The organism is Shinella yambaruensis (assembly GCF_022899355.1).
GTDB lineage: Bacteria > Pseudomonadota > Alphaproteobacteria > Rhizobiales > Rhizobiaceae > Shinella > Shinella yambaruensis.
In genome coordinates, this window is record NZ_JALJCK010000004.1 from 278754 (window position 1) to 302390 (window position 23637).

Sequence of the window (23637 nt, forward strand, 5' to 3'; positions counted from 1 at the left end):
GAAGCAAAAACCAACAGAGGGAAGATCATGAAGAATGCCGTAAAGACAATCGCCCTTGCCGCCGCGATCGGCCTTGCCGCCCTGTCCGGCGCCGCGGCCCAGCAGGTCCGCGTCGGCTTTGCCGCCGAGCCCTATCCGCCCTTCACCTCGCCGGATGCCTCCGGCAACTGGGAAGGCTGGGAAGTCGACTTCATGAAGGCGATCTGCGCCGAGGCCAAGCTCGACTGCGTCATCACGCCGGTCGCCTGGGACGGCATCATCCCCGCACTGACCTCCAACAAGATCGACATGATCATCGGTTCCATGTCGATCACGGCCGAGCGTCTCCAGACGATCGACTTCTCCGACAAATACTATAACACGCCCACCGCCGTGATCGGTCCGAAGGGCCAGGATTTCGAGCCGACGCCGGAAGGCCTCTCCGGCAAGACGATCGGCGTGCAAGTCGCCACCATTCACCAAGTCTACGCCAACAAGTATTTCGGCGAGAATGGCGCGACCGTGAAGGAGTACCAGACCCAGGACGAGGCGAACAACGACCTCGCCGCCGGCCGAATCGATGCGGTGCAGGCCGACTCGATCGCCCTCAGCGATTTCCTGAAGACCGAGCAGGGCGCGGCCTGCTGCGACCTGAAGGGCAATGTGAAGGACGATCCGGAAATCCTCGGTGCTGGTGTCGGCGTCGGCCTGCGCAAGGGCGAGACCGAACTGAAGGAAAAGATCAACGCCGCGATCAAGGCGATCCGCGAGAACGGCACCTATGACGAGTTCTCGAAGAAGTATTTCGACTTCGACGTCTATGGCGGCTGATCGCCGGTCTGTGCTTGACGCCGGCGGCTCCCGCCGCCGGCCATGTTCCTTGCAAGGACGAAAAACCTCATGGCCGATGCCGGATCGCTGATCAACTGGAGCCTTCTCGCGCTCGAACCGCCCGGCTGGGGCGGGGTGCTTCTGGCAGGGTTGTGGCAGTCGGTCCAGATCGCCGTCGGTGGCTATGCGCTCGGCCTGCTGCTCGGCACGGGCGGTGCCATGGGCAAGCTCTATGGCGGCCCGGTGACGAAGGACCTCCTCGAGGTCTATACGACCGTCGTTCGGGCCGTCCCCGAACTGGTGCTGATCCTGATCCTTTATTATGCCGGCACGGACGTGCTCAACAAGATGTCCGCCGCGCTCGGCTTCGGGTCGGTCGATATCAGCGGCCTTGCCGCCGGCATCTTCGTCATCGGCGTCGTGCAGGGCGCCTATTCCACCGAGGTCCTGCGCGGCGCGATCAAGGCGGTGCCGGCGGGGCAGATGGAGGCGGCGCGCGCCTATGGCATGTCGCCCCTTCAGGTCATGCGCCGCATCACGCTGCCGGCCATGCTGCCGCATGCCATTCCCGGACTTTCGAACCTCTGGCTGATCGCCACCAAGGACACGGCGCTTCTCGCGGTCGTCGGCTTCAGCGAGCTGACGCTGGTGACACGCCAGGCGGCCGGCAGCACCAAGGCCTATCTTCTCTTCTTCTGCGCGGCCGGCATGCTCTATCTGCTGCTCACGCTGCTCTCCAACGTCCTGATCGGCATCATCGAACGCCACTATCGGCGCGGCCTGACGAGGCATGCGTGATGAGCGAGGAGACCGTTTCCGCCCTGGCCCTCACAGAACTGCCCTCGAAGCGTGCGCTCCTCAAGCCGCACCGCATCGTGCTGATGGCCATCGCCGCCGTGCTGGTCTTCTGCATCGTCTGGTTCATGCGCTGGGATTGGGTGCCGAAATATTCCGGTCGCCTCGTTTATGGCGTCGGCGTCACGCTGCTGATACTGTTCACCACCTCGATCCTCGGCTTCCTGCTCGCCGTGCCGATCGGCCTCGTGCAGGTGACCGGGCCATGGCCGCTGAAATTGCTGGCGCGCGGCTTCTGCACGATCATCCGCGGCACGCCGCTGCTGCTCCAGCTGTGGCTGCTCTATTACGGGCTGGGCTCGCTCTTCCCGCAATTCCCGGAAATCCGCAATTCCTTCCTCTGGCCCTATCTGCGCGAGGCGTGGCCCTATGGGGTGGCGGCGCTGACCATCTCCTTTGCGGCCTATGAGGGAGAGGTGATGCGCGGCGCCTTTGCCGGCGTGCCGGCAGGGGAACTGGAGGCCGCGCGCGCCTATGGCATGAGCCGGTTCACGATGTTCCGCCGCATCTGGCTGCCACGTGCCGTGCACCGGGCGCTGCCAACGCTGAACGGCGAGACCGTGCTGCAATTGAAGGCGACGCCGCTCGTCGCGACGATCACCGTGATCGATGTCTACGCCGTCATCTCCAAGGTGCGGCAGGAGACCTACATCACCTATGAGCCGCTGCTGCTGCTCGCGCTCATCTATCTCTGCCTGACCGCCATCCTGGTGGTCGCCTTCCGCTATTTCGAACGCAGGATCCCGACGCGTGGTGCCTGAAAAGGACGATGACATGACGATCCATACGACCCTCCAGAACTCCATGCCGGAAATGGTGGCGATCCGCCGCGACCTGCACGAGCACCCGGAGCTGGGGCTGGAGGAGGTGCGCACGTCGGATGTCATCGCGCGCCATCTTGAAAGCTACGGCTACAAGGTCACGCGCGGCCTTGCGAAAACCGGCCTCGTCGCGACGCTCGTGAACGGCACCGGCCGCAAGTCGATCGGCATCCGCGCCGATATCGATGCGCTGCCGATCCACGAGGAGACCGGCCTTGCCTATGCCAGCAAGACGCCGGGAAAAATGCATGCCTGCGGCCATGACGGGCACACGGCCATGCTGCTCGGCGCGGCGAGGGCGATTGCCGAGCGGCGCAATTTCGACGGCACCGTTCACTTGATCTTCCAGCCGGCGGAGGAGAATTTCGGCGGCGCGAAGATCATGGTGGAGGAGGGGCTGTTCGACAAATTCCCCTGCGATGCCGTCTTCGCCTTGCACAACGAGCCGGGCCTGCCCTTCGGCCAGTTCGCGCTGCGTGACGGCCCGATCATGGCGGCGGTCGACGAGGCGCGCATCACGGTGAACGGCATCGGCGGCCATGGCGCGGAGCCGCAGGAGACGCTCGACCCGATCGTCTGCGGCGCCTCGATCGTCATGGCGCTGCAGACCATCGTCTCGCGCAACATCCACCCGCTCGATCCGACCGTGGTGACGGTCGGATCGTTCCATGCGGGCTCGGCGAGCAACATCATCCCGAGCCGGGCCGAGATCGTCGTCGGCATCCGCTCCTTCGATCCCGCCGTTCGCGACGAGCTGGAGCGCCGCATCTGCCTCATCGCCGAGCGCCAGGCGGAAAGCTACGGCATGAGCGCCACGGTGGACTACCAGCGTTTCTACGATGCGACGGTCAACCACAAGGCCGAGACGGATCTCGTGCGCGACCTCGCCATCCGCTTTGCCGGTGCAGACAAGGTCGTCGACCTTGACCGCCCCTTCATGGGCAGCGAGGATTTCGCCTATATGCTGAAGGAGCGGCCGGGCACCTATTTCTTCCTTGGCGGCAAGGGTGGCGAAAACGACAAGTCGCTCCACCATCCCGGCTACAATTTCAACGACGACCTCCTGCCGGTCGGCGCCGCCTTCTGGACGGAACTGGCCGAGCACTACCTGCGCGCGAGCTAGGGCCGCCGCGCCGGCGGTCAGCGTTTCAAGCGTCCGTTCTCACCCGGTGGTGCCTGGCCGCTCGCCAAACATGTCAGCGGGCGATGAGACGCCCGACCAGGTCCGGTGTCAGCTCGTCGAAATGGGCGATGACATGGCTCGGCTCGAGCTCGGCGACGGGCACGTCCGAATAGCCGAAGGGCACGCCGATGGAGGGCACGCCGGCATTGCGGGCGACGAGCATGTCGTTGAGGCTGTCGCCGATCATCACAGTGCGGCTGGGGTCGGCCTCGGCGAGGCGGACGGTGCCGAGCAGGTGCTCGGCATCGGGCTTGCGCACCGCAAAGGTGTCGCCGCCGGTGATCGCGGCAAAGCGCGGAGTGAGGGCGAGGCCATCGAGCAGGCGCCGGGCAAGGCCTTCCAGCTTGTTGGTGCAGACGGCGAGGCGATAGCCGGCGCCGGCGAGGCGGTCCATGGCGGCAAGGAGGCCCGGATAGGGCACGGAGACACCCGGCATGGCGCCGGAATAGTGCTCGACGAAGGCGGCGAGCATGCGCTGCAGTTCCGCGTCCGAGATCTCCCGCCCGCGCAGCGCGAAGGCGCGCTTGATCATCACCTGGCCGCCATGGCCGACGAGATAGGTGAGGTCGCCATAGCCGACGGGATCGAGGCCCTCGAGGCCGATCGTGTGGTTGAGGCTCGCCACGAGGTCGTGCGCCGTATCGATGAGCGTACCGTCGAGATCGAAGACTACGAGAGAAGCGGACATGGGAAAACCTTGTATGGGGAGGAGGCAGGCAGGCCCCTCCGGTATGCGATGGCAGCGGCATTTGCAATCGCCTTCTCCACCCCGGCGGGCGCGGGGCCGGCATCGGAACATGCGGCGATTTTGGCTTTCGTTTGCCGGCAGGGGCGTGTAAGTGTCTCACCGGAATTCCGGTCGCTTCGGCGCCGGCTACGACCATTCAGGGAGTTTTGGGCCATGGACGCCCGGGAAATGAAAATCAAGGCCGCGGAGGTCGCGCTCACCCATGTCGAGGACGGCATGCGCCTCGGCATCGGCACCGGATCGACCGCGGAGGAATTCGTGCGGCTCCTGGCCGAAAAGGTCGCCGGTGGCCTGAAGGTCGAGGGCGTGCCCACCTCCGAGCGCACGGCGCGGCTCTGCGTCGAGCTCGGCGTGCCGCTGAAGTCGCTCGACGAGCTGCCGGAACTCGACCTCACCATCGACGGCGCCGACGAGGTCGACGGCAGGCTGCGCCTCATCAAGGGCGGCGGCGGCGCGCTGCTGCGCGAGAAGATCGTCGCCAGCGCCTCGACGCGCATGATCGTGATTGCCGACGAGAGCAAGGTGGTCGAGACGCTCGGCGCCTTCAAGCTGCCGATCGAGGTCAATCCCTTCGGCCTCACCGCCACCCGCATCGCCATCGAGAAGACGGCGGCCCGCCTCGGACTTTCCGGGGCAATCGCGCTGCGCGCCTCGGGCGACGGCACCTTCATGACGGATGGCGGACACTACATTCTCGACGCATCTTTTGGCCGCATTCCTGATGCAGATGCGCTCGCAAGCAGCCTCAATGACATACCCGGTGTCGTCGAACACGGCCTCTTCATCAACATGGCGTCGCTGGCCATCATCGCGGGACCCGCGGGTGCGCGCACGCTGACGGCGAAAGACTAGACAGGAGCACAGACCGACATGATCAAATTTGCTGGTTTCGGCCGGACCCTCGCGGCGACCCTCATCGTTTCGGCAGCGCTTGCCGGCGCCGCCAAGGCGCAGGACGTCACCGACGAGCAGGTCAAGGCCGCCCGCGCCGCCATCGACGCGATCGGCGCGACGAACGGTTTCGACAATATCCTGCCGGGCCTTGCCGTTCGCATCAAGGCGACGCTCGTCCAGGCCTCGCCGAACCACGAGTCGGAAATCAACGCCACCGTCGACGAGCAGGCCCTGGCGCTCGCGCCGCGCCGCGCCGACCTGGAGCGGGAAGCCGCGACGATCTACGCCAAGACCTTCACCCAGGAAGAGCTGAAGGCGATCGCCGACTTCTACAACTCGCCTGTCGGCAAGAAGCTGCTGTCGGACGGCCCGATCGCCACGCGCGAAGTCATGAAGGCCGCCGAGATCTGGGCTGTCGGCGTCGACCGCGACCTGCGCGCCGAAAGCGCCAAGAAGCTCAACCCGATCCTCGGCGCTGCCGCCGAAGGCGGCGAGGCACAGCAGCCGCAGCAGTGATCGAATGACGAAAGGGCGGCGCAAGCCGCCCTCTGTTTTATGACGGACATCGCCCGCCCACTACCGTCATCCTCGGGCTTGACCCGAGGATCCAAGCGGCACCCGCGGCTGTGGATGGTCGGGTCAAGCCCGACCATGACGGAAGAGAGGTTTGGTGGACTTTGACGGCCGTCCGGCCAGCCTTGCCCGCAGGAGATCACCATGCCGACATTCGACTACGACCTCTTCGTCATCGGCGGAGGCTCCGGCGGCGTGCGCAGCGCGCGCCTTGCCGCCAGCATGGGCAAGAAGGTGGGTATCGCCGAGGAATTCCGCTTCGGCGGCACCTGCGTCATCCGCGGCTGCGTGCCGAAGAAGCTCTATGTCTATGCCTCGCAGTTCCCCGAGCATTTCGAGGATGCCGCCGGCTTCGGCTGGCAGGTCAGCGAGACGCGCTTCGACTGGCCGGCCCTCGTTGCCGCCAAGGAGAAGGAGATCACCCGCCTGGAGGGCCTTTACCGCAAGGGCCTCGACAATGCCGGGGCGACGATCCTTGCGACCCGCGCCGTGCTCGTCGGGCCGAACACGGTGCGCCTGACGGCGACGGACGAGCTTGTGACCGCCGAGCGCATCCTGATCGCGGTCGGCGGCCATCCGACGCCGCATGCCGACCTTCCCGGCCATGAGCTTTGCATCAGTTCAAACGAGGCGTTCGACCTGCCGGAACTGCCGAAATCCATCCTGATCGCCGGCGGCGGCTATATCGCCGTCGAGTTCGCCAACATCTTCCATGGCCTCGGCGTCGACACCATGCTGATCTACCGCGGCAAGCAGATCCTGTCGCGGTTCGACCAGGACATGCGCCAGGGCGTGCAGGCGGCGATGGTCGCCAAGGGCATTCGCATCCTTTGCGAGGACATCATCACCAGCGTGAGCGAGGCCGAGGGCGGCGGGCGCACCGTCACCACCAAGGCGGGCGAGACGCTTGCCGTCGACCAGGTGATGCTGGCGCTCGGCCGGGTGCCGAACACCGGCAGCCTCGGCCTGGAGGCGGCGGGCGTGGGGATGGACGAGCGGGGGGCGATCCTCGTCGATGCCTATTCCCGTACCAACGTTCCGGGCATCTTCGCGCTCGGCGACGTCACGGACCGTGTGCAGCTCACCCCCGTCGCGATCCATGAGGCGATGTGCTTCATCGAGACGGAGTTCCGCGGCAACCCGGTTTCGCCGGACCACGACCTCATCGCCACCGCGGTCTTCTCCCAGCCGGAGATCGGTACCGTCGGCCTCAGCGAGGAGGCGGCGGCAAAAGCCTTCGACGAACTGGAGGTCTACCGCGCCGAATTCCGCCCGATGAAGGCGACGCTCTCCGGCCGGCAGGAGAAGACGATCATGAAGCTCATCGTCAATGCGGCCGATCGCAAGGTCGTCGGCGCGCATATTCTTGGCCACGAGGCCGGCGAGATGGCGCAGCTTCTCGGCATCTCGCTGAAGGCCGGCGTCACCAAGGACGACTTCGACCGCACCATGGCGGTGCACCCGACGGCGAGCGAGGAGCTGGTGACCATGTACCAGCCGAGCTACCGCATCAGGAACGGACAGCGGGTCTGACGGACGGCCGCGTCTCGCCGGCCAGCCGGCCGGCGAAGCGGTCTTCGTGGTGCTTGAAGAGGTTTGCGAGGCGATCGAGGGCGAGCCGCATTTCCGGCCGGTGGCGGTCGTCGTCGTTGACGGCGAGCCAGAGCGGATGGCTGAGTGCCTCGATCGGCTCGCCCTCGCGCAAGAGCGTCGGCATGGCATCGCCCACGAAAGCCGGCAGCACGCCGCGTCCCGCGCCGCCCGCGATCAACCGGGCCAGCACGGCAGGCGCGTTCGTCCAGGTGTGGATTTGCGGCTCGTGGTTGCGGAAAACCCATTTCTCCGCATCGGAAACGGCAACTTCCGTGCCGATCGAGACCCAGGGCAGGCCCGCCTCGAGGGCGAGGTTCGCGGCGCGATAGACCGCATAGGCGACGGTCACCGACTTGCGCACGGCGACATTGCCGGTCTTCGGCGCGCTGTGGAAGAGGCCGATCATGCCGTGGCGATAGGTCAGGTCCCCACCCGCCGGCAATTGCTTGCAGCAGAGGCGGAAGCTGTCGGCGGGACCGCGCAGCTCGCTCGTGTTCTCCGCAACGAAGCCCATCAGCCAGATATCGCCGGCAATGGCGACGATGGGCAGCGCGAAGGCGTCGCCGTGCCAGCGGGTGATGTCGGCGGTCGTGCGGCGGATCGTCTGGACATGCTCGAACAGCACCATGCCGTCCGGGGCGAGTCGGTAGCCCTGCTGGCTGCGGATGAAGAGCGTGCGGCCCATGGCCCGTTCCAGCGCCAGCATGCGGCGGCCGATCGTCGGCGCGCTGGCGCCCGTGATCGCCGCGGCGCCGGCAAGCCCGCCCTCCGCCGCGACGTGGAAGAAAAGCTGCAGATCGCTCCAGTCGACTTCCGACATGCACCGCTCCTGTTGAACGCTTCCTTCTAGCGCAAAAGCCGCCGGCAGGCATCGCTCATCGGTGAAATGGGCGTTTCATTTCCGCGTCTACGCTTGCCGGGGGCCGATCGCTATCTCGGGAAGGAGACCGGAAACAGGAGGCCGTCATGAGCCCGGAATGGATGATCGCCCTCGACAGGGCGGAAAAGACGATGAAGCAGCGCCGGATAGACCCTTTGTCCGATCCGCTGGAAGCGGAAGCCTGGCGCGGGTTGGAAGCGGTGAGCGCGCTTCTTGCGCGCCTCCTCAACGGGCGCGGCCGGCCGGAGCCGAGGGGCACGCGACAGGCCCTGCCGGACAGGGCAGTTGCCTTGCGTGCAAGCCCGCGTCGCTTCTAGGCCAGACCTGTCGCCCTCCGTGCTCTACAGCCTGTCCCGGAGCGGAGGGCGGAACCGTTGCAAATGCGCCGCTGCCGCTGGATCTGCGGCTATGCAAGACCCATCTAACGGTTTATAAGCCCGCATCTTCAACGGACGTGGCGCCCCCCGGTTATCGCGGGCGCATCAGGACAGGTGAACATCATGGCAGAGAATTGGACCCCGAGTAGCTGGCGGCTGAAGCCCATCCAGCAGGTTCCGGACTATCCCGATCTCGCCGCATTGGCGGCGACCGAAGAGCGCCTTTCGAAGTTTCCGCCGCTCGTCTTCGCCGGCGAAGCACGGCGCCTGAAGGCCTCGCTTGCGAGCGTGGCGGAGGGCAACGGCTTCCTCCTTCAGGGCGGCGATTGTGCCGAGAGCTTCGTCGAACACGGCGCCGACACGATCCGTGACTTCTTCCGCGCCTTCCTCCAGATGGCCGTGGTGCTGACCTTCGGCGCCCAGCAGCCCGTCGTGAAGGTTGGCCGCATTGCCGGCCAGTTCGCCAAGCCCCGCTCCTCGGGCATCGAGAAGCAGGGTGACGTGACGCTGCCGTCCTACCGCGGCGACATCATCAACGGCATCGAGTTCACCGAAGAGGCCCGCGTGCCGAGCCCGGAACGCCAGATCATGGCCTACCGCCAGTCTGCCGCGACGCTGAATCTCCTGCGCGCCTTCGCGATGGGCGGTTATGCCAATCTGGAGAACGTGCACCAGTGGATGCTCGGCTTCGTCAAGGACTCGCCGCAGGCCGAGCGCTACCGCAAGCTCGCCGACCGGATTTCCGAGACGATGGACTTCATGAAGGCGATCGGCATCAGCGCGGAAAACCATCCGGGCCTGCGCGAGACCGATTTCTTCACCAGCCATGAGGCGCTGCTGCTCGGCTACGAGCAGGCGCTGACCCGCGTCGATTCGACCTCGGGCGACTGGTATGCGACGTCCGGCCACATGATCTGGATCGGCGACCGCACGCGCCAGCCCGACCATGCGCATATCGAATATTGCCGCGGCATCAAGAATCCGCTCGGCCTCAAGTGCGGCCCGTCGCTGACCAGCGACGGCCTCCTGGAGCTGATCGACCTCCTGAACTCGGCGAACGAGGCCGGCCGCCTGACGCTGATCTGCCGCTTCGGCCATGACAAGGTTGCCGACAACCTGCCGAAGCTGATCCGCGCCGTCGAGCGGGAAGGCAAGAAGGTGGTGTGGTCCTGCGATCCGATGCACGGAAACACGATCACGCTCAACAACTACAAGACCCGTCCGTTCGAGCGGATCCTGTCGGAAGTGGAAAGCTTCTTCCAGATCCACCGCGCGGAAGGCACGCATCCGGGCGGCATCCATGTCGAGATGACCGGCAACGACGTGACGGAATGCACCGGCGGTGCGCGGGCGCTGTCGGGCGATGACCTCGCCGACCGCTACCATACGCACTGCGATCCGCGCCTCAATGCCGACCAGGCGCTGGAGCTCGCCTTCCTTCTTGCCGAGCGCATGAAGGGCGGCCGCGATGAAAAGCGCATGGTCGTGAACGGTTGATCTCCATCCGTTCATGCTTCGGTCCCGTAGATTAGCGGAACTGATGCAAGCATTCAGGAATGTGAAATTGACAGGACCGGGCCGGCTCGCGAAGCTGGCCCGGTTTCGTTTGGGGGGAATGCATGAGCGAGGAACATACCGGCCATTGTCTTTGCGGGGCGGTGCGCTTTCGCACCAGGGGGCCGCTGCGCGAGGTGATCGCCTGCCATTGCAGCCAGTGCCGGCGCCAGACCGGGCATTTCTACGCGGCGACCAACGTGCCCGATCACGCACTGACGGTCGAGGGCGGGGAGAATGTCACCTGGTATCGGGCGAGCGACATGGCGGGACGGGGCTTTTGCCGCACCTGCGGCTCGGCCCTGTTCTGGAAGGGCGACGGGACGAATTATACCTCGATCATGGCCGGTACCTTCGACCTGCCGACCGGGCTTGCCATCGGCAAGCACATCTTCTGCGCCGACAAGGGTGACTATTACGAGATCGAGGACGGCTTGCCGCAATATGCGCAGGGCTATTGAGGCGGCCGATCCCGCTATTGCACCAGCGCGGGGCGCTGGCAGCTGACGCCCGTGACGCGGATATCCGCCTCGCCGATCCGCACGCCGGCAAGAAGCAGCAGGTTGTAGAGCAGTTCGTCGATGGCGGGCGTGACGGCGCCGAGCGTGTTGCCGAGCGCGGACGCGATGCCCGGAATGCCGATCGGCAGGCCGAGCAGCTTGATGTTGATCTCGGCATCGAGATTGCCGAACAGCGACCGGACGGCGGAGGTCAGTGTGTTCCGCGTGGAGACGGATTTCATTGTTCCGGCGGCGATCTCCGCCGGCGTGTAGGTGAGGCGGGTCTTCGCAAGATTCTTCGCCTCGACATGCGCGATCGCATCGATGCTCAGGAGGGCCGAATCGACGATGCGGGCTTTTGTCACCCGCGCATCGTCGGAAAAATCGGAGAGCACGGAGGGATCGACCTTGCCGATGGCGATCTCCGCGACGCCCGGCACCGCGTCGATCGCGACATTGGCATTGCTGAGCGAGCCGCCGTAGCAGCGGATATCGGTCAGCTTCGCCTCCGCGGCGGCAACCTCGACATAGAGCGGCAGCTTGATGCGCAGGCCCGCGAGCGCGGCAAGCCCGTCTATGCCCACCTCGACCGACAGCCGCGTCTGCGCGCTGCGCACGGCGCTGCCCGGCGCGCCGAGCCGGTGCGAGGGCGTTTCGACGGGCGGCTCGCCGATCGCAAGGTTCACCTTTACCGCGGCAAGGCCCGGCACGACCGCGCCGACATCGAGCGCCACTTGGTTCTTGCCGTTGGCGAGCGCTGCCGCGGCGGTGATCATCTGCAGGGCGTTGATCGACATCTTCCAGTCGCCGCCGGTGGCAACGGCAAGCCCCTTCTTCGGATCGAGGTTGAGGATGCGCGAGAGCGGCAGCTTGACCTTGCTGCCGGCCGTCGCCTGCTCGACGAGCCGGAGCGCCGAGCGTACGGGGCCGGAAAGACCCTCGACGGCGCGCATGGAGGCGAGCAGCTGCGGCATGGTGATGCCGGCATTCAGCACCTCCTCATAGGTCCCCGCAGTGAGGTTGAGGGTCGTCGCGACCGCCTTCAGGAAGGGGTGGATGGCGATGTCGGCATCGACCAGCGCGCGGTAGTCCATCACGTTGAGGGAGAGGTTCGTGCCGAGCAGCTTGCCGAGCAGCGCGTTCAGGATGCCGTCATTGAGGCTGGCAAGACGCGTACCGATGGAAAAGGCGGCGGTCTTGGAGCGGGCGGCCGAGCCGGTCGCCGAGAGCATCGGCGATGTGGGTGTGAAGACCGCGGCGACGAAGAGGTCCGAGGGGCGGGTGAGCGTCACCCGCGCGGCATCCGCATCGGCGCTGGCCGGCTTGAAACGCTCTTCCGGCGCGATGTCCGGATCGGCGGTGTAGCGTCCGCGCTCGACGAGGGCGGTGGCGGGCGTCGCCCTGGAGTTGAGCGCCGTGATCACGGCGGGGATGGTGGTGCCGTCCTTGCCGGTCACGGAGACGGGAAGGTTGTTGAGGGCGAAATAGGTGGCCGCGGATTTTTCGGCCTCGGCGACATTGGCGGCGGCGGCGATGGCGGCCAGGTCGGCGGCGGCCTGCAACTGGCGCTGCTGCACGGTGAGGTAGCCATAGTCGACGCCGAGGGCGAGCGAGAAGATGATGAGCGGCAGGCTGATGGCGGCAAGCGTGCCGATATTGCCGTCGCGTTCGCAAAAAAGGGTGCGCGGGGTCTTCATGGTTACAGCCCTCCCACGCGCACGGTAGAATAACGCTCGATCCTCTGGCTCGGCAGCGCGAAGGTGAAGAGGTTCCAGATCGGCAGGTCGCCGGAATCATAGGTGATCGTGACGGTGAACTGTTCCGGATTGGCCGGGTCGTCGGTGACGACGACCTGCATCTTCGCACGGTTGAGGAAGACATAGTCGAAATGCGAGGCGTCGAGGTAGCGGTTGACCAGCGTGACGCGCTCGGTCGGGTTGAGGCCGGCGACCGCCGTGCGGGCGGCATCCGCCGCCACCTGCTGCACCGCATGGGTGACGCTGAGATAGATGCCGTAGGCGATCAGCGTGAAGAGGATGAGGAAGAAGAGGGGGGCGATGATCGCGAATTCCAGCGCCGAGGTGCCGGCGCGATCCTTCGACAGGCGGGACAGGGCGTGCATGACATCTCCTCCTTTGGATTGTCCGGCGACAAGGCGGTTGCATCTTTCAAAAGGAATGCACCTTTATCGTGCGCCCAGAGTCTTAAATTCTCCTATAGATTGATTATTGTGAAAATGTGCAACTGATGATTTGCGCCTGCGTGTTGTCCCCGGCGGTGGCCGGTGCCGGCCTTTCTGACACAATGCGGACACAATTCAGGGCACGCCGAAAGCGATTTCAGCTGTGTTTTTCCCCCCTCACACATTCGTGAAACTCTTGAAATCGGCGTTGCAGCTTTCAACGCCACAATTGTAAAGACGGCCTTCTCCCGCTGCAGCTTCCGCGTGCGCCCTTTCCCTTCCGCGGCGGGAAGGATGAATATCATTGCGATAAATCAATGGTTTGAATCATGAGGCTTTCCTCATGAAAAACCGTCTATATGGACGGTTTTGCCGGTTTTCGCCGACTTGGTTGTGTGCCGGAGCCGCGCTTTTCATTGTTCAAAAAACGTTGACGGCTGTTTCCAGTTTGAGACCCTTCCATCCCGCAAATTGAGGGACCATCTTTATTTCGCAAGAGCGGCCAACCGCTCCTGGAAGACCGATAGGAACGATGATGCCGGGCCATGACGAAGACGAGAGACGTGCGGCTGCCGCCATGCGGCCATCGCCTGAAAGTCAGCCGGATCGTCCCTGTCGCCATCGGCGGAACGCGATGTCCGCGGCCACGATGGATCCCGAACTGCCGTTTCAAGATGCATATATGAAAGGAACAAGACAATGACCAAGACCTTGAGCACGACCTTTGCGACCGCCCTTCTCGCCGCCTCCGTTTTCGGCGGCTCCGCAGCCCTCGCCGGTGGTGACGGCGATTATTATCGCGGTATCGACCGCGACCAGGCCCAGAGCCAGACCATCGACCGTGTCACCACGCAGAGCATCGACAGGAGCGACGCAAAGTCCACGGTGATCGTGGCGGCTGCCGGCCCTGCCAGGGGCGACTACTACAGGGGCCTCGACAGGAACGACCGCTGAGCGGCCACATCTGCAAGGCCAACTCCCAAGACTGACCAAGGAATGAAACAATGAGCAAGTCCCTCAACGCAGCCTTCGCGGCGACGCTTCTCGCCGCATCGCTCTTCGGTGGTTCCGCCGCCTTCGCTGGCGGCGACTATTACAGGGGCGTCTCGCCCACTTCCGAGCAGGATCAGATGATCGAGGCGAAGCGCCAGGCCCGCATAGCAAACGGCCATGTCTATTCCCGGGCGGAAACCACGTCCCGGCGGATCGGCCCGGCCAATGGCGACTATTATCCGGGCCTCGACCGCACGGCGACTGCCGACCGGTAAGCGACGATCCCTTTGCCTGCCATCCGAAGCTCCCGGTTCCCCGCCGGGAGCTTCGTTCGTTCGAGGCGGCGGGGGCCGATGCTGGCCGAAATGCCGCACGCGGGCGATTGTCGCGGTGCGGCAACGTGGGCGCGTGCACGGAATTGACCTTTGCCTGTTCCGGACCGCATTCTTTCCTGCGAGCGCGGCCTGCCGAGGCCCGCGCCAGCCTTATGAAAGGACGTGGCCAATGTTCGAATCGTTGGACGCAACGCTGCTCGCCCGCTTCCAGTTCGCCTTCACCGTATCGTTCCACATCGTCTTTCCCGCCTTCTCGATCGGCCTTGCGAGCTATCTCGCCGTGCTGGAAGGGTTGTGGCTCTGGACGAAGGACGAGGTCTATTTCGCGCTGTTCAATTTCTGGAAGACGATCTTCGCGCTCGCCTTCGGCATGGGCGTCGTTTCCGGCATCGTCATGTCCTACCAGTTCGGTACGAACTGGAGCGTCTTCTCCGACAAGGCGGGGCCGGTCATCGGCCCGCTGATGGGCTACGAGGTGCTGACGGCCTTCTTCCTGGAGGCCGGATTCCTCGGTGTCATGCTGTTCGGCCTCAACCGCGTCGGCCCGAAGCTGCATTTCTTCGCCACGCTGATGGTCGCCGTCGGCACGCTGATCTCGGCGACCTGGATCCTTGCCGCCAATTCCTGGATGCAGACGCCCGCCGGCTTCACCGTCAACGAAGCCGGCCAGTTCGTGCCGGTCGACTGGTGGGCGGTGATCTTCAATCCGTCCTTCCCCTATCGCCTCGTGCACATGGTGCTGGCCGCCTACCTGACAACCGCCTTCGTCGTCGGCGCCGTCGGGGCCTATCACCTTCTGCGCGGCGATGCGCCGAAGCGCGCGAAGACGATGTTTTCCATGGCGATGTGGATGGCGGCCGTCGTCGCGCCGATCCAGATCCTCGCCGGCGACATGCACGGGCTCAACACGCTGGAGCACCAGCCGGCCAAGGTCATGGCGATGGAAGGGCACTACCAGAGCCATCCCGACGGCGCGCCGCTCATCCTCTTCGGCATTCCGAATTCGTCCGAACAGCGCGTCGACTACGCCATCGAGATCCCGAAACTGTCGAGCCTCATCCTCAAGCATGACCTCGATGCCCCGCTCGCCGGGCTCGATACGGTGCCGAAGGAACTGCATCCGCCGGTCGGCATCGTCTTCTGGTCCTTCCGCATCATGGTCGCCATCGGCTTTGCCATGCTGGGCATCGGGTTCTGGTCGCTGTGGTGTCGGTGGCGCGGGACGCTCGGCGAGAACCGCTGGCTGCACCGTGCTGCCGCGCTGATGGGGCCTGCCGGCTTCCTCGCCGTGCTGGCCGGCTGGGTAACGACGGAGGTCGGTCGCCAGCCCTATACGGTCTACGGCCATCTGCTCACCGCCAATTCCGTGGCGCCCATCGATGCGCCCGCCGTCGCCACCTCGCTGATCGCCTTCATCGTGGTCTATTTCCTCGTCTTCGGCGCCGGCACCTTCTACATCCTGCGCCTGATGGGCCGCCTGCCGCGCGATCCCATGCCGGATCTGGCGGAAGGTCCTCTCCGTTCGGCCGGCATCATGCCCGCCGCCGCCACCCCGTCCGGGAGCCGCCACCATGGCCATTGATCTTCCCTTCATCTGGGCAGCCATCATCGCCTTCGCGGTGCTTGCCTATGTCATCCTCGACGGCTTCGATCTTGGCGTCGGCATCCTCTTTCCCTTCTTCAAGGAGAAACACGATCGCGACGTGATGATGAACTCCGTCGCGCCTGTCTGGGATGGAAACGAGACCTGGCTGGTGCTGGGCGGCGGCGGGCTGATGGCCGTCTTCCCGCTCGCCTATGCGACGATCCTGCCGGCGCTCTACATGCCCCTGGTGCTGATGCTGCTGGGCCTCATCTTCCGCGGCGTCGCCTTCGAATATCGCTGGCGCACCCGGCGCGGCGAGTTCCTCTGGGACATTGCCTTTTCCGGCGGTTCCATGGTCGCGGCCTGCACGCAGGGGGTGGCGCTCGGTGCGCTGGTGCAGGGCATTCCGGTGGAAGGGCGCGCCTATGCCGGCGGCTGGTGGGACTGGCTGACGCCCTTCTCCATCGCGACCGGCCTGGCGCTGATCGTCGGCTATGCGCTGCTCGGCGCCACCTGGCTGGTGATGAAGACGAGCGGCGACCTTGCCGAACGCGCCCGCGGCTATGCGCTGAAGGCCGGCCTCGGCACGCTCTTTGCCATGGGCGTCTTCAGCCTGTGGACGCCCTTCCTGGAGCCGCTCTACTTCGACCGCTGGTTCGGCTGGCCGACGCTGCTCTTCAGTCTGCTCGTGCCGCTTCTCGTGCTCGGCTGCTTCGCCCTGCTGGTCCAGGGCCTGCGCACCCGGCACGATTCACGGCCCTTCATCGCCGCGCTCGGCCTTTTCGTGCTGGGCTTTGCCGGCATCGGCATCAGCTTCTACCCCTATATCGTGCCGGCCTCGCTGACGATCTGGCAGGCGGCCGCGCCCGAGGAGAGCCTTGCCTTTCTGCTGGCCGGCGCGCTGGTTCTGGTGCCGATGATCCTCGGCTACACGGCCTATGCCTATTGGGTCTTCCGCGGCAAGGTCGATCCCGAGGAGGGGTATCACTGATGACGGAGGGTTCGACCGGCCGCAGGCTGCTCTGGTTCGTGGGCCTGTGGGCGGGCGGCGTGCTGGCGGTGACGATCGTCGGCTTCGCCATCAAGCTCGCCATCGGGGCCTAGCCGGGTGCCGGAAACAAGGGGCTCACGTAACGTAAAAGCATCCAGCCTCGCGCCAGCTTGCTTGCCTAGGTTCCGCCTCGGCCAGCATGCAGGCCCGCAAGCAGAAGACAGGACCGCACCCTCCTTCCGCTTAACCCCCGGGCCTGCATGTGGCCTTGCGTCTCAGGAGACGTTCGCGGCTTTCCCCCAAAACATTCCTCTGCTATCGGGGTCCCGACAAGGGAGACCGCAATGGCGAAGACGGCCGCAGACTGCACGACGATGGCGGAAATCCGGGAAAACATCGACCGGGTCGACCGGGCGCTGATGGCGCTCTTCGCCGAGCGCTGGAGCTTCATCGGCCGCGCGGCCGAGATCAAGGCGGGCCTTGGCATTCCCGCCGACGTGCCGGAGCGCGTCCGGGAAGTGCGCGACAATGCGCACCGCAATGCCGAGGCCCTCGGCCTCGACGGTGCCTTCTACGAGGGAATCTGGGCAGAACTCATCGACTGTGCCATCGCCCACGAAAAGGCGCTGCTCGGCGAAGAATAGGCGTCAGATCTGGTTGCGCTTGCCGAGGTGCTCCTCCCAGTCGAGCGCCGTACGCACGATGAAGCCGAGGTCGTCATGCTGCGGCTTCCAGTCGAGTTCCCGCATCGCGACGGAGGGGTTGGCGACGATCAGCACCGCATCGCCCGGCCGGCGCCCGGCAAAGCGCACGGGGAAGTCCTTGCCGGAGACGGCCCTCACCTCATCCAGCACCTCCAGCACGGAGAAGCCGCGGCCATAGCCGCAATTGGCGACGATCGAGCCGCCGCCTGCCCGCATGCGCTGCAGCGCCTTCAGATGCGCATTGGCAAGGTCGGTGACGTGGATATAGTCGCGCACGCAGGTGCCGTCCGGCGTCGGATAGTCGGTGCCGAAGACATCCATGCCGGCGCGCTTGCCGAGCGCCGCCTCGCTCGCCACCTTGATGAGATGCGTGGCGCCTGCCGTCGACTGGCCGGTGCGCCCGCGCGGATCGGCGCCGGCGACGTTGAAGTAGCGCAGCGCCGTATAGGTGAAGTCGTGCGCGGCGGCGGTGTCGCGCAGCATGATCTCGGTCATCAGCTTGGAGGAGCCGTAGGGCGATTCCGGCCGCAGCGCTGCGCTTTCCAGCACCGGTTCCGTGCCGTCGGGCGTGCCGTAGACGGCGGCGGTCGAGGAGAAGACGAAATGCGGAATCTTCGCCGCGACGGCCGCGGCGATCAGCGCCCGTGACTTGACCGTGTTGTTGTCGTAATAGGAGAGGGGATCGGCGACCGATTCCGGCACGATGATCGACCCGGCGAAATGGATGATCGCGTCGATGCTGTTTTCGGTGAAGATCTGCGCCAGCAGCGCCGCATCGGCAAGGTCGCCCTCGTAGAAGCGCGCCTCGGGCGCCACGGCCCAGCGGAAGCCGGTCGAGAGCCGGTCGAGCACCACGACCTCCTCGCCCGCATCGATGAGCGCCCAGACCATGTGGCTGCCGATGTAACCCGCGCCGCCCGTAACCAGAACCGCCATGTCATTCCCCGAATCGACTGAATTGCCGGCATATCACCCTGCCGGCCGGCAACACGCAACCGCAATTGCGGCGCATTTGCGGGCCCCTCCCGCCGAACAGAAGGAAGACCGTCATGTCCGACCGTTTCATCGTGCTCTCCGGCTGCTCCGGCGGCGGAAAATCCACCCTGCTGGAAGAGCTCCGGCGGCGCGGCCACGCCGTTGTCGAGGAGCCCGGCCGGCGTATCGTGCAGGCGGAGCTGGCGAGCGGCGGCACCGCCTTGCCCTGGCTGGACCTTGCCGCCTTCGCCCGGCGCGCCATTGCGATGGCGCTCGCCGACCGGGCGGCGATGCAGCAGCATCCCGGCCTCGTCTTCTTCGACCGCGGCCTGATCGACGCCGCTTCCGCCCTCGATGCCGAGGGCGGGGAGCCGGTGCTGCCTGCGTTGGCCGAGGCGCACCGCTACAACAGGCGGGTCTTCCTCACGCCGCCCTGGCCGGAGATCTATGCCGCAGATCCGGAACGCCGGCATGATCTTGCGGCCGCGCTCGCCGAATATGAGCGGCTGGAGGAGACCTATCCCGCGCTCGGTTACGAAGTGGTGGTCGTGCCGAAAATGCCGGTGGCCGCGCGTGCCGATTTCGTGCTCGGCCGCCTTTGATCGCCCTCAGCGCGCCGCGATGTAGCGGGCAAGCCGGTCGGCCGCCTCTGCGACCTGCCCGGGGTCGCGCAGGAAACAGGCGCGCATGAAGAGCTCGCCGCCCGGCCCGAAGGCCGTGCCCGGCGCAAGGCCGACATTGGTGCGGTCGACGATGTCGAGCGCGGCGAGGCGCGAATCCGTCACGCCGTCGATCTTCAGGAAGGCGTAAAGCGCTCCGTCCGGCTTCAGCGTCTCGACGCGGTTGGTGGCGATCAGCGCGTCGCAGAAGACATCACGGTTCGTCGTGGCCTTGTCGATATTCGCCTGCACGAAGGCATCGCCCTCGTCGAGCGCCACGATGGCGCCCTGCTGCAGGAACTGCGGCACGCCCGAGGTGGAATACTGGATCAGGTTCTCCAGCACCTGGCCGATTTCCGGCGGCGCGACGATCCAGCCGACGCGCCAGCCGGTCATCGACCAGTTCTTCGAGAAGGAATTGACGAAGACGACCTTGTCGCCTTCCTCCATCACGTCGAGGAACGAGGGCGCCCGCCCGCCCGCATAGTGGTAGAGCGCATAGATCTCGTCGGCCATGATCCAGAGGCCATGGCGCCGTGCGATGGCGAGCAGGTTGGCAAGGTCCTCGCGCGTCGCCGTCCAGCCCGTCGGGTTGGAGGGCGTGTTGACGAAGAGCACGCGGGTCTTCGGCGTGATCGCCGCTTCCACGCGGTCAAGGTCGACCTGCCAGCGCCCGCCGGCAAAGACGAGCGGCACGGCGACGGGGTTGGCGCCCGAAAGCCCCGCTGCCGCCGCGAAGTTCGGCCAGGCCGGCGTCAGATAGACCATGTCGTCGCCCGGCGAGACGAGCGCCTCGATCGCCAGCTTGATCGCCTGCATGCCGGAGCCGACGACATAGAAATGCTCGTCGGGAAGCGCCGCGCCGAAACGGCGAGCATAGTAGCGCGAAAGGGCGGCGCGCAACTCGGGAATGCCGCGCTGCCAGGTATAGAAGGTCTCGCCGCGCAGCAGCGCGTCGGCCGCGGGCCGGGCAATGAAATCCGGCGTCGGCAGGTCCCCTTCGCCGACCCAGAGCGGGATCAGCCCTTCGCGCCCGCGCGCATAGTTGACCACTTCGACGATCCCGCTTTCCGGGGCGCGGAGCGAGCGCGGGCTGAGGCTTTCGATGAAGGACATGGAACATCACTCCCGCAGGATCGGACCGCGCATCGATGATGACGCGGCCCAAGACCTAACCGGTTTCGTCCCGTCATTCACGCCAGTTTCGCTGACAGACCCATCGAAATCGGTGATGGAAGCGCGGGACGTTGTCCTTGCCGCTGGCGTTCAGGCTCCTGTCAGGCGCACGCCCGATCCTGCCGCCACGACTGGCAGGGAAGGCAAGCATGAAGCGGTTCTTGAAATGGGTTGCGCTCGCCTGTGGCGCGGCGGGCACGGCGCTCGGCATCTATCTTGTGGCGATCCAGCTGACCGGCAACTTCGCCGCCGTGGTACCCGGCGAGGTCTACCGCTCGAACCAGCCCACGCCGGGCGAGATCGCAACCTATGCCGCGCGCTACCGGATCCGCACCATCGTCAACCTGAGGGGGCGGAACGAGCGGGCGGCCTGGTACAGGAACGAGGTCGCCGCGGCCAGGAGCCTCGGCCTCACCCTCATCGATTTCCCCATGCAGGCCGACCAGCGGCTCGACCCCAAGGCGGCGGACGAGCTCGCCGCCCTCCTCAGGGACGCGCCCCGCCCGATCCTCATCCACTGCCGGTCCGGCGCCGACCGCACGGGCCTCGCCTCCGTCATCTACCTCGCCCGCATCGCGCGCGTCGACGAGGAAACCGCCGAACGCCAGCTCTCCATCCGCTACGGCCACATCGGCGTCCCCTTCCTCTCCCCGACCTATGCCATGGATGAAAGCTGGGAGGAGCTGGAAGAAGCGGCGCGCTCAGCTGGATAAAGCGTGTGTCTAAGCACACGGAAACCGCGTACTCTTCTCGATACCCTAATCATTTCAGGAGATTAATGGTGCCCGGAGGCGGATTTGAACCACCGACACGCGGATTTTCAATCCGCTGCTCTACCAACTGAGCTATCCGGGCATCCGGTTGGATTTCGCCTGGAAATCCGTGGGGCGCTTGGTTTCGCCCCGGAAGCGAGCGGGGTTATAGCATCTTGCGAAAATGTGTCCAGCCCTCCCGGGCGTTTTTTGCGGGAAAATTGGCTGGCTTTGCAAGTGGTGGAAAAGATTGTGTTTTCGCCACGTGACAGGGGCGTCACATATCGTCCTCGTCGGCTTTCGCCTCGTCGTCGGCGACGGGGATGGCATAGGAGCCGGAGAGCCAGCGGTTGAGATCGACGTCGCGGCAGCGGTTCGAGCAGAAGGGATAGTGCTCGCGCGCCGAAGGGCGCTTGCAGATCGGGCAGGGCACGGCCTTGCGCAGCGGGGCGACGGTGGCCGCCGGCTTTTCGCTTTCGTTCGTCATGTCAGGCATCCGTCCAGCCGGCATGCACGTCGAAGCCTTCGCCGGAAAGCAGGGCGAGGGTTTCATAGAGCGGCAGGCCGACCACATTGGTGTAGGAGCCGACCAGCTTGACGACGAAGCTGCCGGCAATGCCCTGGATGGCATAGCCGCCCGCCTTGCCGCGCCACTGGCCGGAGGAGAGATAGGCTTCGATGTCGGTGGTCGAGAGCCGCTTGAAGCGGACCTTCGTGTCGATGACCTTCTGGCGCACCGTGCGGTCCGGCGTGATGAGGCAGACGCCGGTGAAGACGCGGTGGCTGCGGCCGGAGAGCAGGTGTAGGGCGCTGGAGGCCTCGTCGATCATCTCCGTCTTCGGCAGGATGCGCCGGCCGACCGAGACGACCGTGTCGGCGGCCAGGATATAGCTTCCGGCAAAGGCCGGGTCCCCCTTGATGGCGGCGAGCGCCGCCTGTGCCTTGCCCGTGGAGAGCCGGCGCGCCAGCGAGCGGGGATGCTCGGAACGCTTCGGCGTCTCGTCGATATCCATGGGCATCAGGCGCGCGGGCGTAATGCCCGCCTGCGCGAGCAGTTCGACGCGGCGCGGCGAGCCGGATGCCAGGATGAGCGTATCGGTCTGCGCCATGGGGTCTCCGGGGTGCGCCGGTTTCAGCTCTCGGGCCGTGGGCCGGACAAGGCCGCGGCCGCAGGTCCCGCTGGGAGGAGCTTACTTGAAACGGTAGGTGATGCGACCCTTGGTGAGGTCGTAGGGCGTCATCTCGACCAGCACCTTGTCGCCGGCGAGAACGCGGATGCGGTTCTTGCGCATGCGGCCCGCGGTGTGCGCGATGATCTCGTGCTCGTTTTCGAGCTTGACGCGGAAGGTGGCGTTCGGGAGCAGTTCCGTCACGACGCCGGGAAATTCGAGGACTTCTTCTTTTGCCATCTTTGAGCGATATTCCTGTAGGGTGGATTCGGGGAGGCCGGATGCCCGCCTCGAAAAAGTTGCCGGAAACTACACAATCCCCGGTGCTTTGTGAACACCGAAGCGCCGGCTTTCTGCATTTGCCGGAAACAGGGCTGTCCTGCGCCTAGCCGGGGGCCTTCAAACGCTTCTCTATCAGCATCTTCAGGAATTCGCGAACCTCGCGGTAGGAGCTGAGAATCTGCTCGCGCGTGCCGGTCGCCACCGTCGGATCGGGCGTCGGCCAGTACATGACGTCGACGGCCATCGAACGGGTGAGCTCGAGCGCGGCATGATGCGCTTCCGGAGCGAGCGTCACGATGAGGTCGAAGTAATCGTCCTCCAGCTCGTCGAGCGAATGGGGCGCATGGCGGCCGAGCGACAGGCCCACCTCGCCGAGCACGGCATCGACGAAGGGGTCGCGCTCGCCGGGGCGCACGCCGGCGGAGGCGACATAGGTGCCGGGCAGCACGCTGCGGGCGATCGTCTCGGCCATCGGCGAGCGCACCGCATTCATGCGGCACATGAAGAGAATCGAACGAGGCGTTCGCGACCGGGCTTCCTGTGGTGCCGGGAAGACGCCCTCCATCCGCTCACCCGCGCCAGTAGAGAACGCAGACGAGCGTGAAAAGCCGGCGGGCCGTGTCGAAGTCGAAGCGGATCTTCCCCGAGAGCCGGTCCATCAGCGTCTGCGAGCCCTCGTTGTGGATGCCGCGCCGGCCCATGTCGATCGCCTCGATCTGGCTGGGCGTTGCCGAGCGGATCGCCTGGTAGTAGCTCTCGCAGATCATGAAATAGTCCTTCACGATGCGCCGGAAGGGCGTCAGCGAGAGGATATGGGTGGCCACCTCCTCGCCCGCCTCGGTGCGGATGGCGAAGACGAGTTTGCTATCGAGCAGCGAGAGGTTGAGGCGGTAGGGGCCGCCGGCATGGCCGATCGGCTCGAACGAGTTCTCCTCGATGAGGTCGAAGATGGCAACGGCACGCTCGTGCTCCACATCCGGCGTGGCGCGGCCGATCGTGTCGTCCAGCACCACGTCGCAGAGGCGGAAGCTGCCCTTCTTGCCCAT

At 65.6% G+C, this 23637-nt stretch carries 28 protein-coding genes and 1 tRNA gene; 17 read left to right on the forward strand and 12 right to left on the reverse strand.

What is annotated here, in order from left to right; translation table 11 throughout:
- The first annotated feature begins 27 nt into the window (after window positions 1-27).
- From MUU56_RS11290 to MUU56_RS11305, 4 genes are all read left to right on the forward strand, one after another.
- Window positions 28-810: a transporter substrate-binding domain-containing protein gene (locus tag MUU56_RS11290; protein ID WP_244767401.1), complete on the forward strand. Its 783-nt coding sequence runs from the start codon at window positions 28-30 to the stop codon at window positions 808-810.
- 69 nt (window positions 811-879) lie between these two features.
- A complete protein-coding gene (locus MUU56_RS11295; protein ID WP_244767402.1) occupies window positions 880-1608 on the forward strand; it encodes an ABC transporter permease in 729 nt (242 codons plus the stop codon).
- Complete coding sequence (locus MUU56_RS11300) at window positions 1608-2426, forward strand: ABC transporter permease (protein ID WP_244767403.1); 819 nt, start codon at window positions 1608-1610, stop codon at window positions 2424-2426. The genes MUU56_RS11295 and MUU56_RS11300 overlap by 1 nt, the downstream gene beginning before the upstream one ends.
- Window positions 2427-2439: 13 nt before the next feature.
- Window positions 2440-3609: a M20 aminoacylase family protein gene (locus MUU56_RS11305; RefSeq protein ID WP_244767404.1), complete on the forward strand. Its 1170-nt coding sequence runs from the start codon at window positions 2440-2442 to the stop codon at window positions 3607-3609.
- 73 nt (window positions 3610-3682) lie between these two features.
- Here the strand turns inward: MUU56_RS11305 and MUU56_RS11310 are convergent, their stop codons facing one another.
- Window positions 3683-4357, reverse strand: coding sequence for an HAD family hydrolase (locus tag MUU56_RS11310; protein ID WP_244767405.1), 675 nt, complete (start codon window positions 4355-4357; stop codon window positions 3683-3685).
- 213 nt (window positions 4358-4570) lie between these two features.
- Between MUU56_RS11310 and rpiA the strand changes: the two genes are divergently transcribed.
- The 3 genes from rpiA to gor all read left to right on the forward strand — a co-directional run bounded on the left by rpiA (window position 4571) and on the right by gor (window position 7417).
- The gene (gene rpiA / locus MUU56_RS11315) at window positions 4571-5269 is read left to right on the forward strand and encodes a ribose-5-phosphate isomerase RpiA (protein ID WP_244767406.1); all 699 of its coding nucleotides are present in this window, start codon (window positions 4571-4573) and stop codon (window positions 5267-5269) included.
- 18 nt (window positions 5270-5287) lie between these two features.
- Entirely contained in the window at window positions 5288-5827 is a 540-nt protein-coding gene (locus tag MUU56_RS11320; protein ID WP_244767407.1) for a DUF2059 domain-containing protein, read from the forward strand.
- A gap of 201 nt (window positions 5828-6028) precedes the next feature.
- On the forward strand, window positions 6029-7417 hold the full coding sequence (gene gor / locus MUU56_RS11325) for a glutathione-disulfide reductase (protein ID WP_244767408.1): 1389 nt from the start codon (window positions 6029-6031) through the stop codon (window positions 7415-7417).
- Here gor and MUU56_RS11330 read toward each other — a convergent pair.
- Window positions 7395-8297 (reverse strand): LysR family transcriptional regulator, encoded by a 903-nt coding sequence (locus MUU56_RS11330; RefSeq protein WP_244767409.1) that lies wholly within the window; start codon window positions 8295-8297, stop codon window positions 7395-7397. The two genes, gor and MUU56_RS11330, sit on opposite strands and share 23 nt — an antisense overlap.
- A 146-nt stretch (window positions 8298-8443) precedes the next feature.
- Here MUU56_RS11330 and MUU56_RS11335 point away from each other — a divergent pair, with 146 nt between their 5' ends.
- The 3 genes from MUU56_RS11335 to MUU56_RS11345 all read left to right on the forward strand — a co-directional run bounded on the left by MUU56_RS11335 (window position 8444) and on the right by MUU56_RS11345 (window position 10749).
- A complete protein-coding gene (locus MUU56_RS11335; protein ID WP_244767410.1) occupies window positions 8444-8674 on the forward strand; it encodes a hypothetical protein in 231 nt (76 codons plus the stop codon).
- Window positions 8675-8857: 183 nt separating this feature from the next.
- Window positions 8858-10231, forward strand: a complete 1374-nt coding sequence (locus tag MUU56_RS11340; protein WP_244767411.1) for a class II 3-deoxy-7-phosphoheptulonate synthase — start codon at window positions 8858-8860, stop codon at window positions 10229-10231.
- A 122-nt stretch (window positions 10232-10353) separates the two neighbouring features.
- Entirely contained in the window at window positions 10354-10749 is a 396-nt protein-coding gene (locus MUU56_RS11345) for a GFA family protein (RefSeq protein ID WP_244767412.1), read from the forward strand.
- A gap of 14 nt (window positions 10750-10763) precedes the next feature.
- Here the strand turns inward: MUU56_RS11345 and MUU56_RS11350 are convergent, their stop codons facing one another.
- Together MUU56_RS11350 and MUU56_RS11355 are read right to left on the reverse strand one after the other, a co-directional pair.
- Window positions 10764-12485 (reverse strand): pilus assembly protein TadG-related protein, encoded by a 1722-nt coding sequence (locus MUU56_RS11350; RefSeq protein WP_244767413.1) that lies wholly within the window; start codon window positions 12483-12485, stop codon window positions 10764-10766.
- Window positions 12486-12487: 2 nt separating this feature from the next.
- A complete protein-coding gene (locus MUU56_RS11355; protein WP_244767414.1) occupies window positions 12488-12910 on the reverse strand; it encodes a TadE/TadG family type IV pilus assembly protein in 423 nt (140 codons plus the stop codon).
- Between the two features lie 759 nt (window positions 12911-13669).
- Here MUU56_RS11355 and MUU56_RS11360 point away from each other — a divergent pair.
- From MUU56_RS11360 to MUU56_RS11380, 5 genes are all read left to right on the forward strand, one after another.
- Window positions 13670-13924 (forward strand): hypothetical protein, encoded by a 255-nt coding sequence (locus MUU56_RS11360; protein WP_244767415.1) that lies wholly within the window; start codon window positions 13670-13672, stop codon window positions 13922-13924.
- Window positions 13925-13974: 50 nt separating this feature from the next.
- On the forward strand, window positions 13975-14238 hold the full coding sequence (locus MUU56_RS11365) for a hypothetical protein (RefSeq protein WP_244767416.1): 264 nt from the start codon (window positions 13975-13977) through the stop codon (window positions 14236-14238).
- 229 nt (window positions 14239-14467) lie between these two features.
- Window positions 14468-15880, forward strand: a complete 1413-nt coding sequence (locus tag MUU56_RS11370; RefSeq protein WP_244767417.1) for a cytochrome ubiquinol oxidase subunit I — start codon at window positions 14468-14470, stop codon at window positions 15878-15880.
- Window positions 15870-16874: a cytochrome d ubiquinol oxidase subunit II gene (gene cydB / locus MUU56_RS11375; protein WP_244767418.1), complete on the forward strand. Its 1005-nt coding sequence runs from the start codon at window positions 15870-15872 to the stop codon at window positions 16872-16874. The genes MUU56_RS11370 and cydB overlap by 11 nt, the downstream gene beginning before the upstream one ends.
- A 344-nt stretch (window positions 16875-17218) precedes the next feature.
- Entirely contained in the window at window positions 17219-17518 is a 300-nt protein-coding gene (locus tag MUU56_RS11380) for a chorismate mutase family protein (RefSeq protein ID WP_244767419.1), read from the forward strand.
- A 3-nt stretch (window positions 17519-17521) separates the two neighbouring features.
- Here the strand turns inward: MUU56_RS11380 and galE are convergent, their stop codons facing one another.
- The gene (galE, locus tag MUU56_RS11385; RefSeq protein WP_244767420.1) at window positions 17522-18514 is read right to left on the reverse strand and encodes a UDP-glucose 4-epimerase GalE; all 993 of its coding nucleotides are present in this window, start codon (window positions 18512-18514) and stop codon (window positions 17522-17524) included.
- A 113-nt stretch (window positions 18515-18627) separates the two neighbouring features.
- Here galE and MUU56_RS11390 point away from each other — a divergent pair, with 113 nt between their 5' ends.
- A complete protein-coding gene (locus tag MUU56_RS11390) occupies window positions 18628-19155 on the forward strand; it encodes an AAA family ATPase (RefSeq protein ID WP_244767421.1) in 528 nt (175 codons plus the stop codon).
- Window positions 19156-19161: 6 nt separating this feature from the next.
- Here the strand turns inward: MUU56_RS11390 and MUU56_RS11395 are convergent, their stop codons facing one another.
- Entirely contained in the window at window positions 19162-20328 is a 1167-nt protein-coding gene (locus MUU56_RS11395; protein ID WP_244767422.1) for a pyridoxal phosphate-dependent aminotransferase, read from the reverse strand.
- A 209-nt stretch (window positions 20329-20537) separates the two neighbouring features.
- Between MUU56_RS11395 and MUU56_RS11400 the strand changes: the two genes are divergently transcribed.
- Window positions 20538-21101, forward strand: a complete 564-nt coding sequence (locus MUU56_RS11400) for a dual specificity protein phosphatase family protein (protein ID WP_244767423.1) — start codon at window positions 20538-20540, stop codon at window positions 21099-21101.
- A gap of 66 nt (window positions 21102-21167) precedes the next feature.
- On the opposite strand, the gene MUU56_RS11405 is transcribed toward MUU56_RS11400, so the two are convergent.
- From MUU56_RS11405 to MUU56_RS11430, 6 genes are all read right to left on the reverse strand, one after another.
- A tRNA-Phe gene (locus MUU56_RS11405) sits at window positions 21168-21243 on the reverse strand.
- 174 nt (window positions 21244-21417) lie between these two features.
- Window positions 21418-21627: a DNA gyrase inhibitor YacG gene (yacG, locus tag MUU56_RS11410; protein WP_244767424.1), complete on the reverse strand. Its 210-nt coding sequence runs from the start codon at window positions 21625-21627 to the stop codon at window positions 21418-21420.
- Between the two features lies 1 nt (window position 21628).
- A complete protein-coding gene (locus tag MUU56_RS11415) occupies window positions 21629-22249 on the reverse strand; it encodes a Maf-like protein (RefSeq protein ID WP_244767425.1) in 621 nt (206 codons plus the stop codon).
- A gap of 81 nt (window positions 22250-22330) precedes the next feature.
- Window positions 22331-22549, reverse strand: a complete 219-nt coding sequence (gene infA / locus MUU56_RS11420) for a translation initiation factor IF-1 (RefSeq protein ID WP_004435948.1) — start codon at window positions 22547-22549, stop codon at window positions 22331-22333.
- A gap of 145 nt (window positions 22550-22694) precedes the next feature.
- Window positions 22695-23156: an arsenate-mycothiol transferase ArsC gene (locus MUU56_RS11425; RefSeq protein WP_037405840.1), complete on the reverse strand. Its 462-nt coding sequence runs from the start codon at window positions 23154-23156 to the stop codon at window positions 22695-22697.
- 4 nt (window positions 23157-23160) lie between these two features.
- Entirely contained in the window at window positions 23161-23637 is a 477-nt protein-coding gene (locus MUU56_RS11430) for a UPF0262 family protein (protein ID WP_133036693.1), read from the reverse strand.

What these genes read in the sequence shown, in the direction of transcription:
- MUU56_RS11290 (WP_244767401.1), top strand. Translation starts at nt 28, where the DNA reads ATGAAGAATGCCGTAAAGACAATCGCCCTTGCCGCCGCGATCGGCCTT.
- MUU56_RS11295 (WP_244767402.1), top strand. Translation starts at nt 880, where the DNA reads ATGGCCGATGCCGGATCGCTGATCAACTGGAGCCTTCTCGCGCTCGAA.
- MUU56_RS11300 (WP_244767403.1), top strand. Translation starts at nt 1,608, where the DNA reads ATGAGCGAGGAGACCGTTTCCGCCCTGGCCCTCACAGAACTGCCCTCG.
- MUU56_RS11305 (WP_244767404.1), top strand. Translation starts at nt 2,440, where the DNA reads ATGACGATCCATACGACCCTCCAGAACTCCATGCCGGAAATGGTGGCG.
- MUU56_RS11310 (WP_244767405.1), bottom strand. Translation starts at nt 4,357, where the DNA reads ATGTCCGCTTCTCTCGTAGTCTTCGATCTCGACGGTACGCTCATCGAT.
- rpiA (WP_244767406.1), top strand. Translation starts at nt 4,571, where the DNA reads ATGGACGCCCGGGAAATGAAAATCAAGGCCGCGGAGGTCGCGCTCACC.
- MUU56_RS11320 (WP_244767407.1), top strand. Translation starts at nt 5,288, where the DNA reads ATGATCAAATTTGCTGGTTTCGGCCGGACCCTCGCGGCGACCCTCATC.
- gor (WP_244767408.1), top strand. Translation starts at nt 6,029, where the DNA reads ATGCCGACATTCGACTACGACCTCTTCGTCATCGGCGGAGGCTCCGGC.
- MUU56_RS11330 (WP_244767409.1), bottom strand. Translation starts at nt 8,297, where the DNA reads ATGTCGGAAGTCGACTGGAGCGATCTGCAGCTTTTCTTCCACGTCGCG.
- MUU56_RS11335 (WP_244767410.1), top strand. Translation starts at nt 8,444, where the DNA reads ATGAGCCCGGAATGGATGATCGCCCTCGACAGGGCGGAAAAGACGATG.
- MUU56_RS11340 (WP_244767411.1), top strand. Translation starts at nt 8,858, where the DNA reads ATGGCAGAGAATTGGACCCCGAGTAGCTGGCGGCTGAAGCCCATCCAG.
- MUU56_RS11345 (WP_244767412.1), top strand. Translation starts at nt 10,354, where the DNA reads ATGAGCGAGGAACATACCGGCCATTGTCTTTGCGGGGCGGTGCGCTTT.
- MUU56_RS11350 (WP_244767413.1), bottom strand. Translation starts at nt 12,485, where the DNA reads ATGAAGACCCCGCGCACCCTTTTTTGCGAACGCGACGGCAATATCGGC.
- MUU56_RS11355 (WP_244767414.1), bottom strand. Translation starts at nt 12,910, where the DNA reads ATGCACGCCCTGTCCCGCCTGTCGAAGGATCGCGCCGGCACCTCGGCG.
- MUU56_RS11360 (WP_244767415.1), top strand. Translation starts at nt 13,670, where the DNA reads ATGACCAAGACCTTGAGCACGACCTTTGCGACCGCCCTTCTCGCCGCC.
- MUU56_RS11365 (WP_244767416.1), top strand. Translation starts at nt 13,975, where the DNA reads ATGAGCAAGTCCCTCAACGCAGCCTTCGCGGCGACGCTTCTCGCCGCA.
- MUU56_RS11370 (WP_244767417.1), top strand. Translation starts at nt 14,468, where the DNA reads ATGTTCGAATCGTTGGACGCAACGCTGCTCGCCCGCTTCCAGTTCGCC.
- cydB (WP_244767418.1), top strand. Translation starts at nt 15,870, where the DNA reads ATGGCCATTGATCTTCCCTTCATCTGGGCAGCCATCATCGCCTTCGCG.
- MUU56_RS11380 (WP_244767419.1), top strand. Translation starts at nt 17,219, where the DNA reads ATGGCGAAGACGGCCGCAGACTGCACGACGATGGCGGAAATCCGGGAA.
- galE (WP_244767420.1), bottom strand. Translation starts at nt 18,514, where the DNA reads ATGGCGGTTCTGGTTACGGGCGGCGCGGGTTACATCGGCAGCCACATG.
- MUU56_RS11390 (WP_244767421.1), top strand. Translation starts at nt 18,628, where the DNA reads ATGTCCGACCGTTTCATCGTGCTCTCCGGCTGCTCCGGCGGCGGAAAA.
- MUU56_RS11395 (WP_244767422.1), bottom strand. Translation starts at nt 20,328, where the DNA reads ATGTCCTTCATCGAAAGCCTCAGCCCGCGCTCGCTCCGCGCCCCGGAA.
- MUU56_RS11400 (WP_244767423.1), top strand. Translation starts at nt 20,538, where the DNA reads ATGAAGCGGTTCTTGAAATGGGTTGCGCTCGCCTGTGGCGCGGCGGGC.
- yacG (WP_244767424.1), bottom strand. Translation starts at nt 21,627, where the DNA reads ATGACGAACGAAAGCGAAAAGCCGGCGGCCACCGTCGCCCCGCTGCGC.
- MUU56_RS11415 (WP_244767425.1), bottom strand. Translation starts at nt 22,249, where the DNA reads ATGGCGCAGACCGATACGCTCATCCTGGCATCCGGCTCGCCGCGCCGC.
- infA (WP_004435948.1), bottom strand. Translation starts at nt 22,549, where the DNA reads ATGGCAAAAGAAGAAGTCCTCGAATTTCCCGGCGTCGTGACGGAACTG.
- MUU56_RS11425 (WP_037405840.1), bottom strand. Translation starts at nt 23,156, where the DNA reads ATGGAGGGCGTCTTCCCGGCACCACAGGAAGCCCGGTCGCGAACGCCT.
- MUU56_RS11430 (WP_133036693.1), bottom strand. Translation starts at nt 23,637, where the DNA reads ATGGGCAAGAAGGGCAGCTTCCGCCTCTGCGACGTGGTGCTGGACGAC.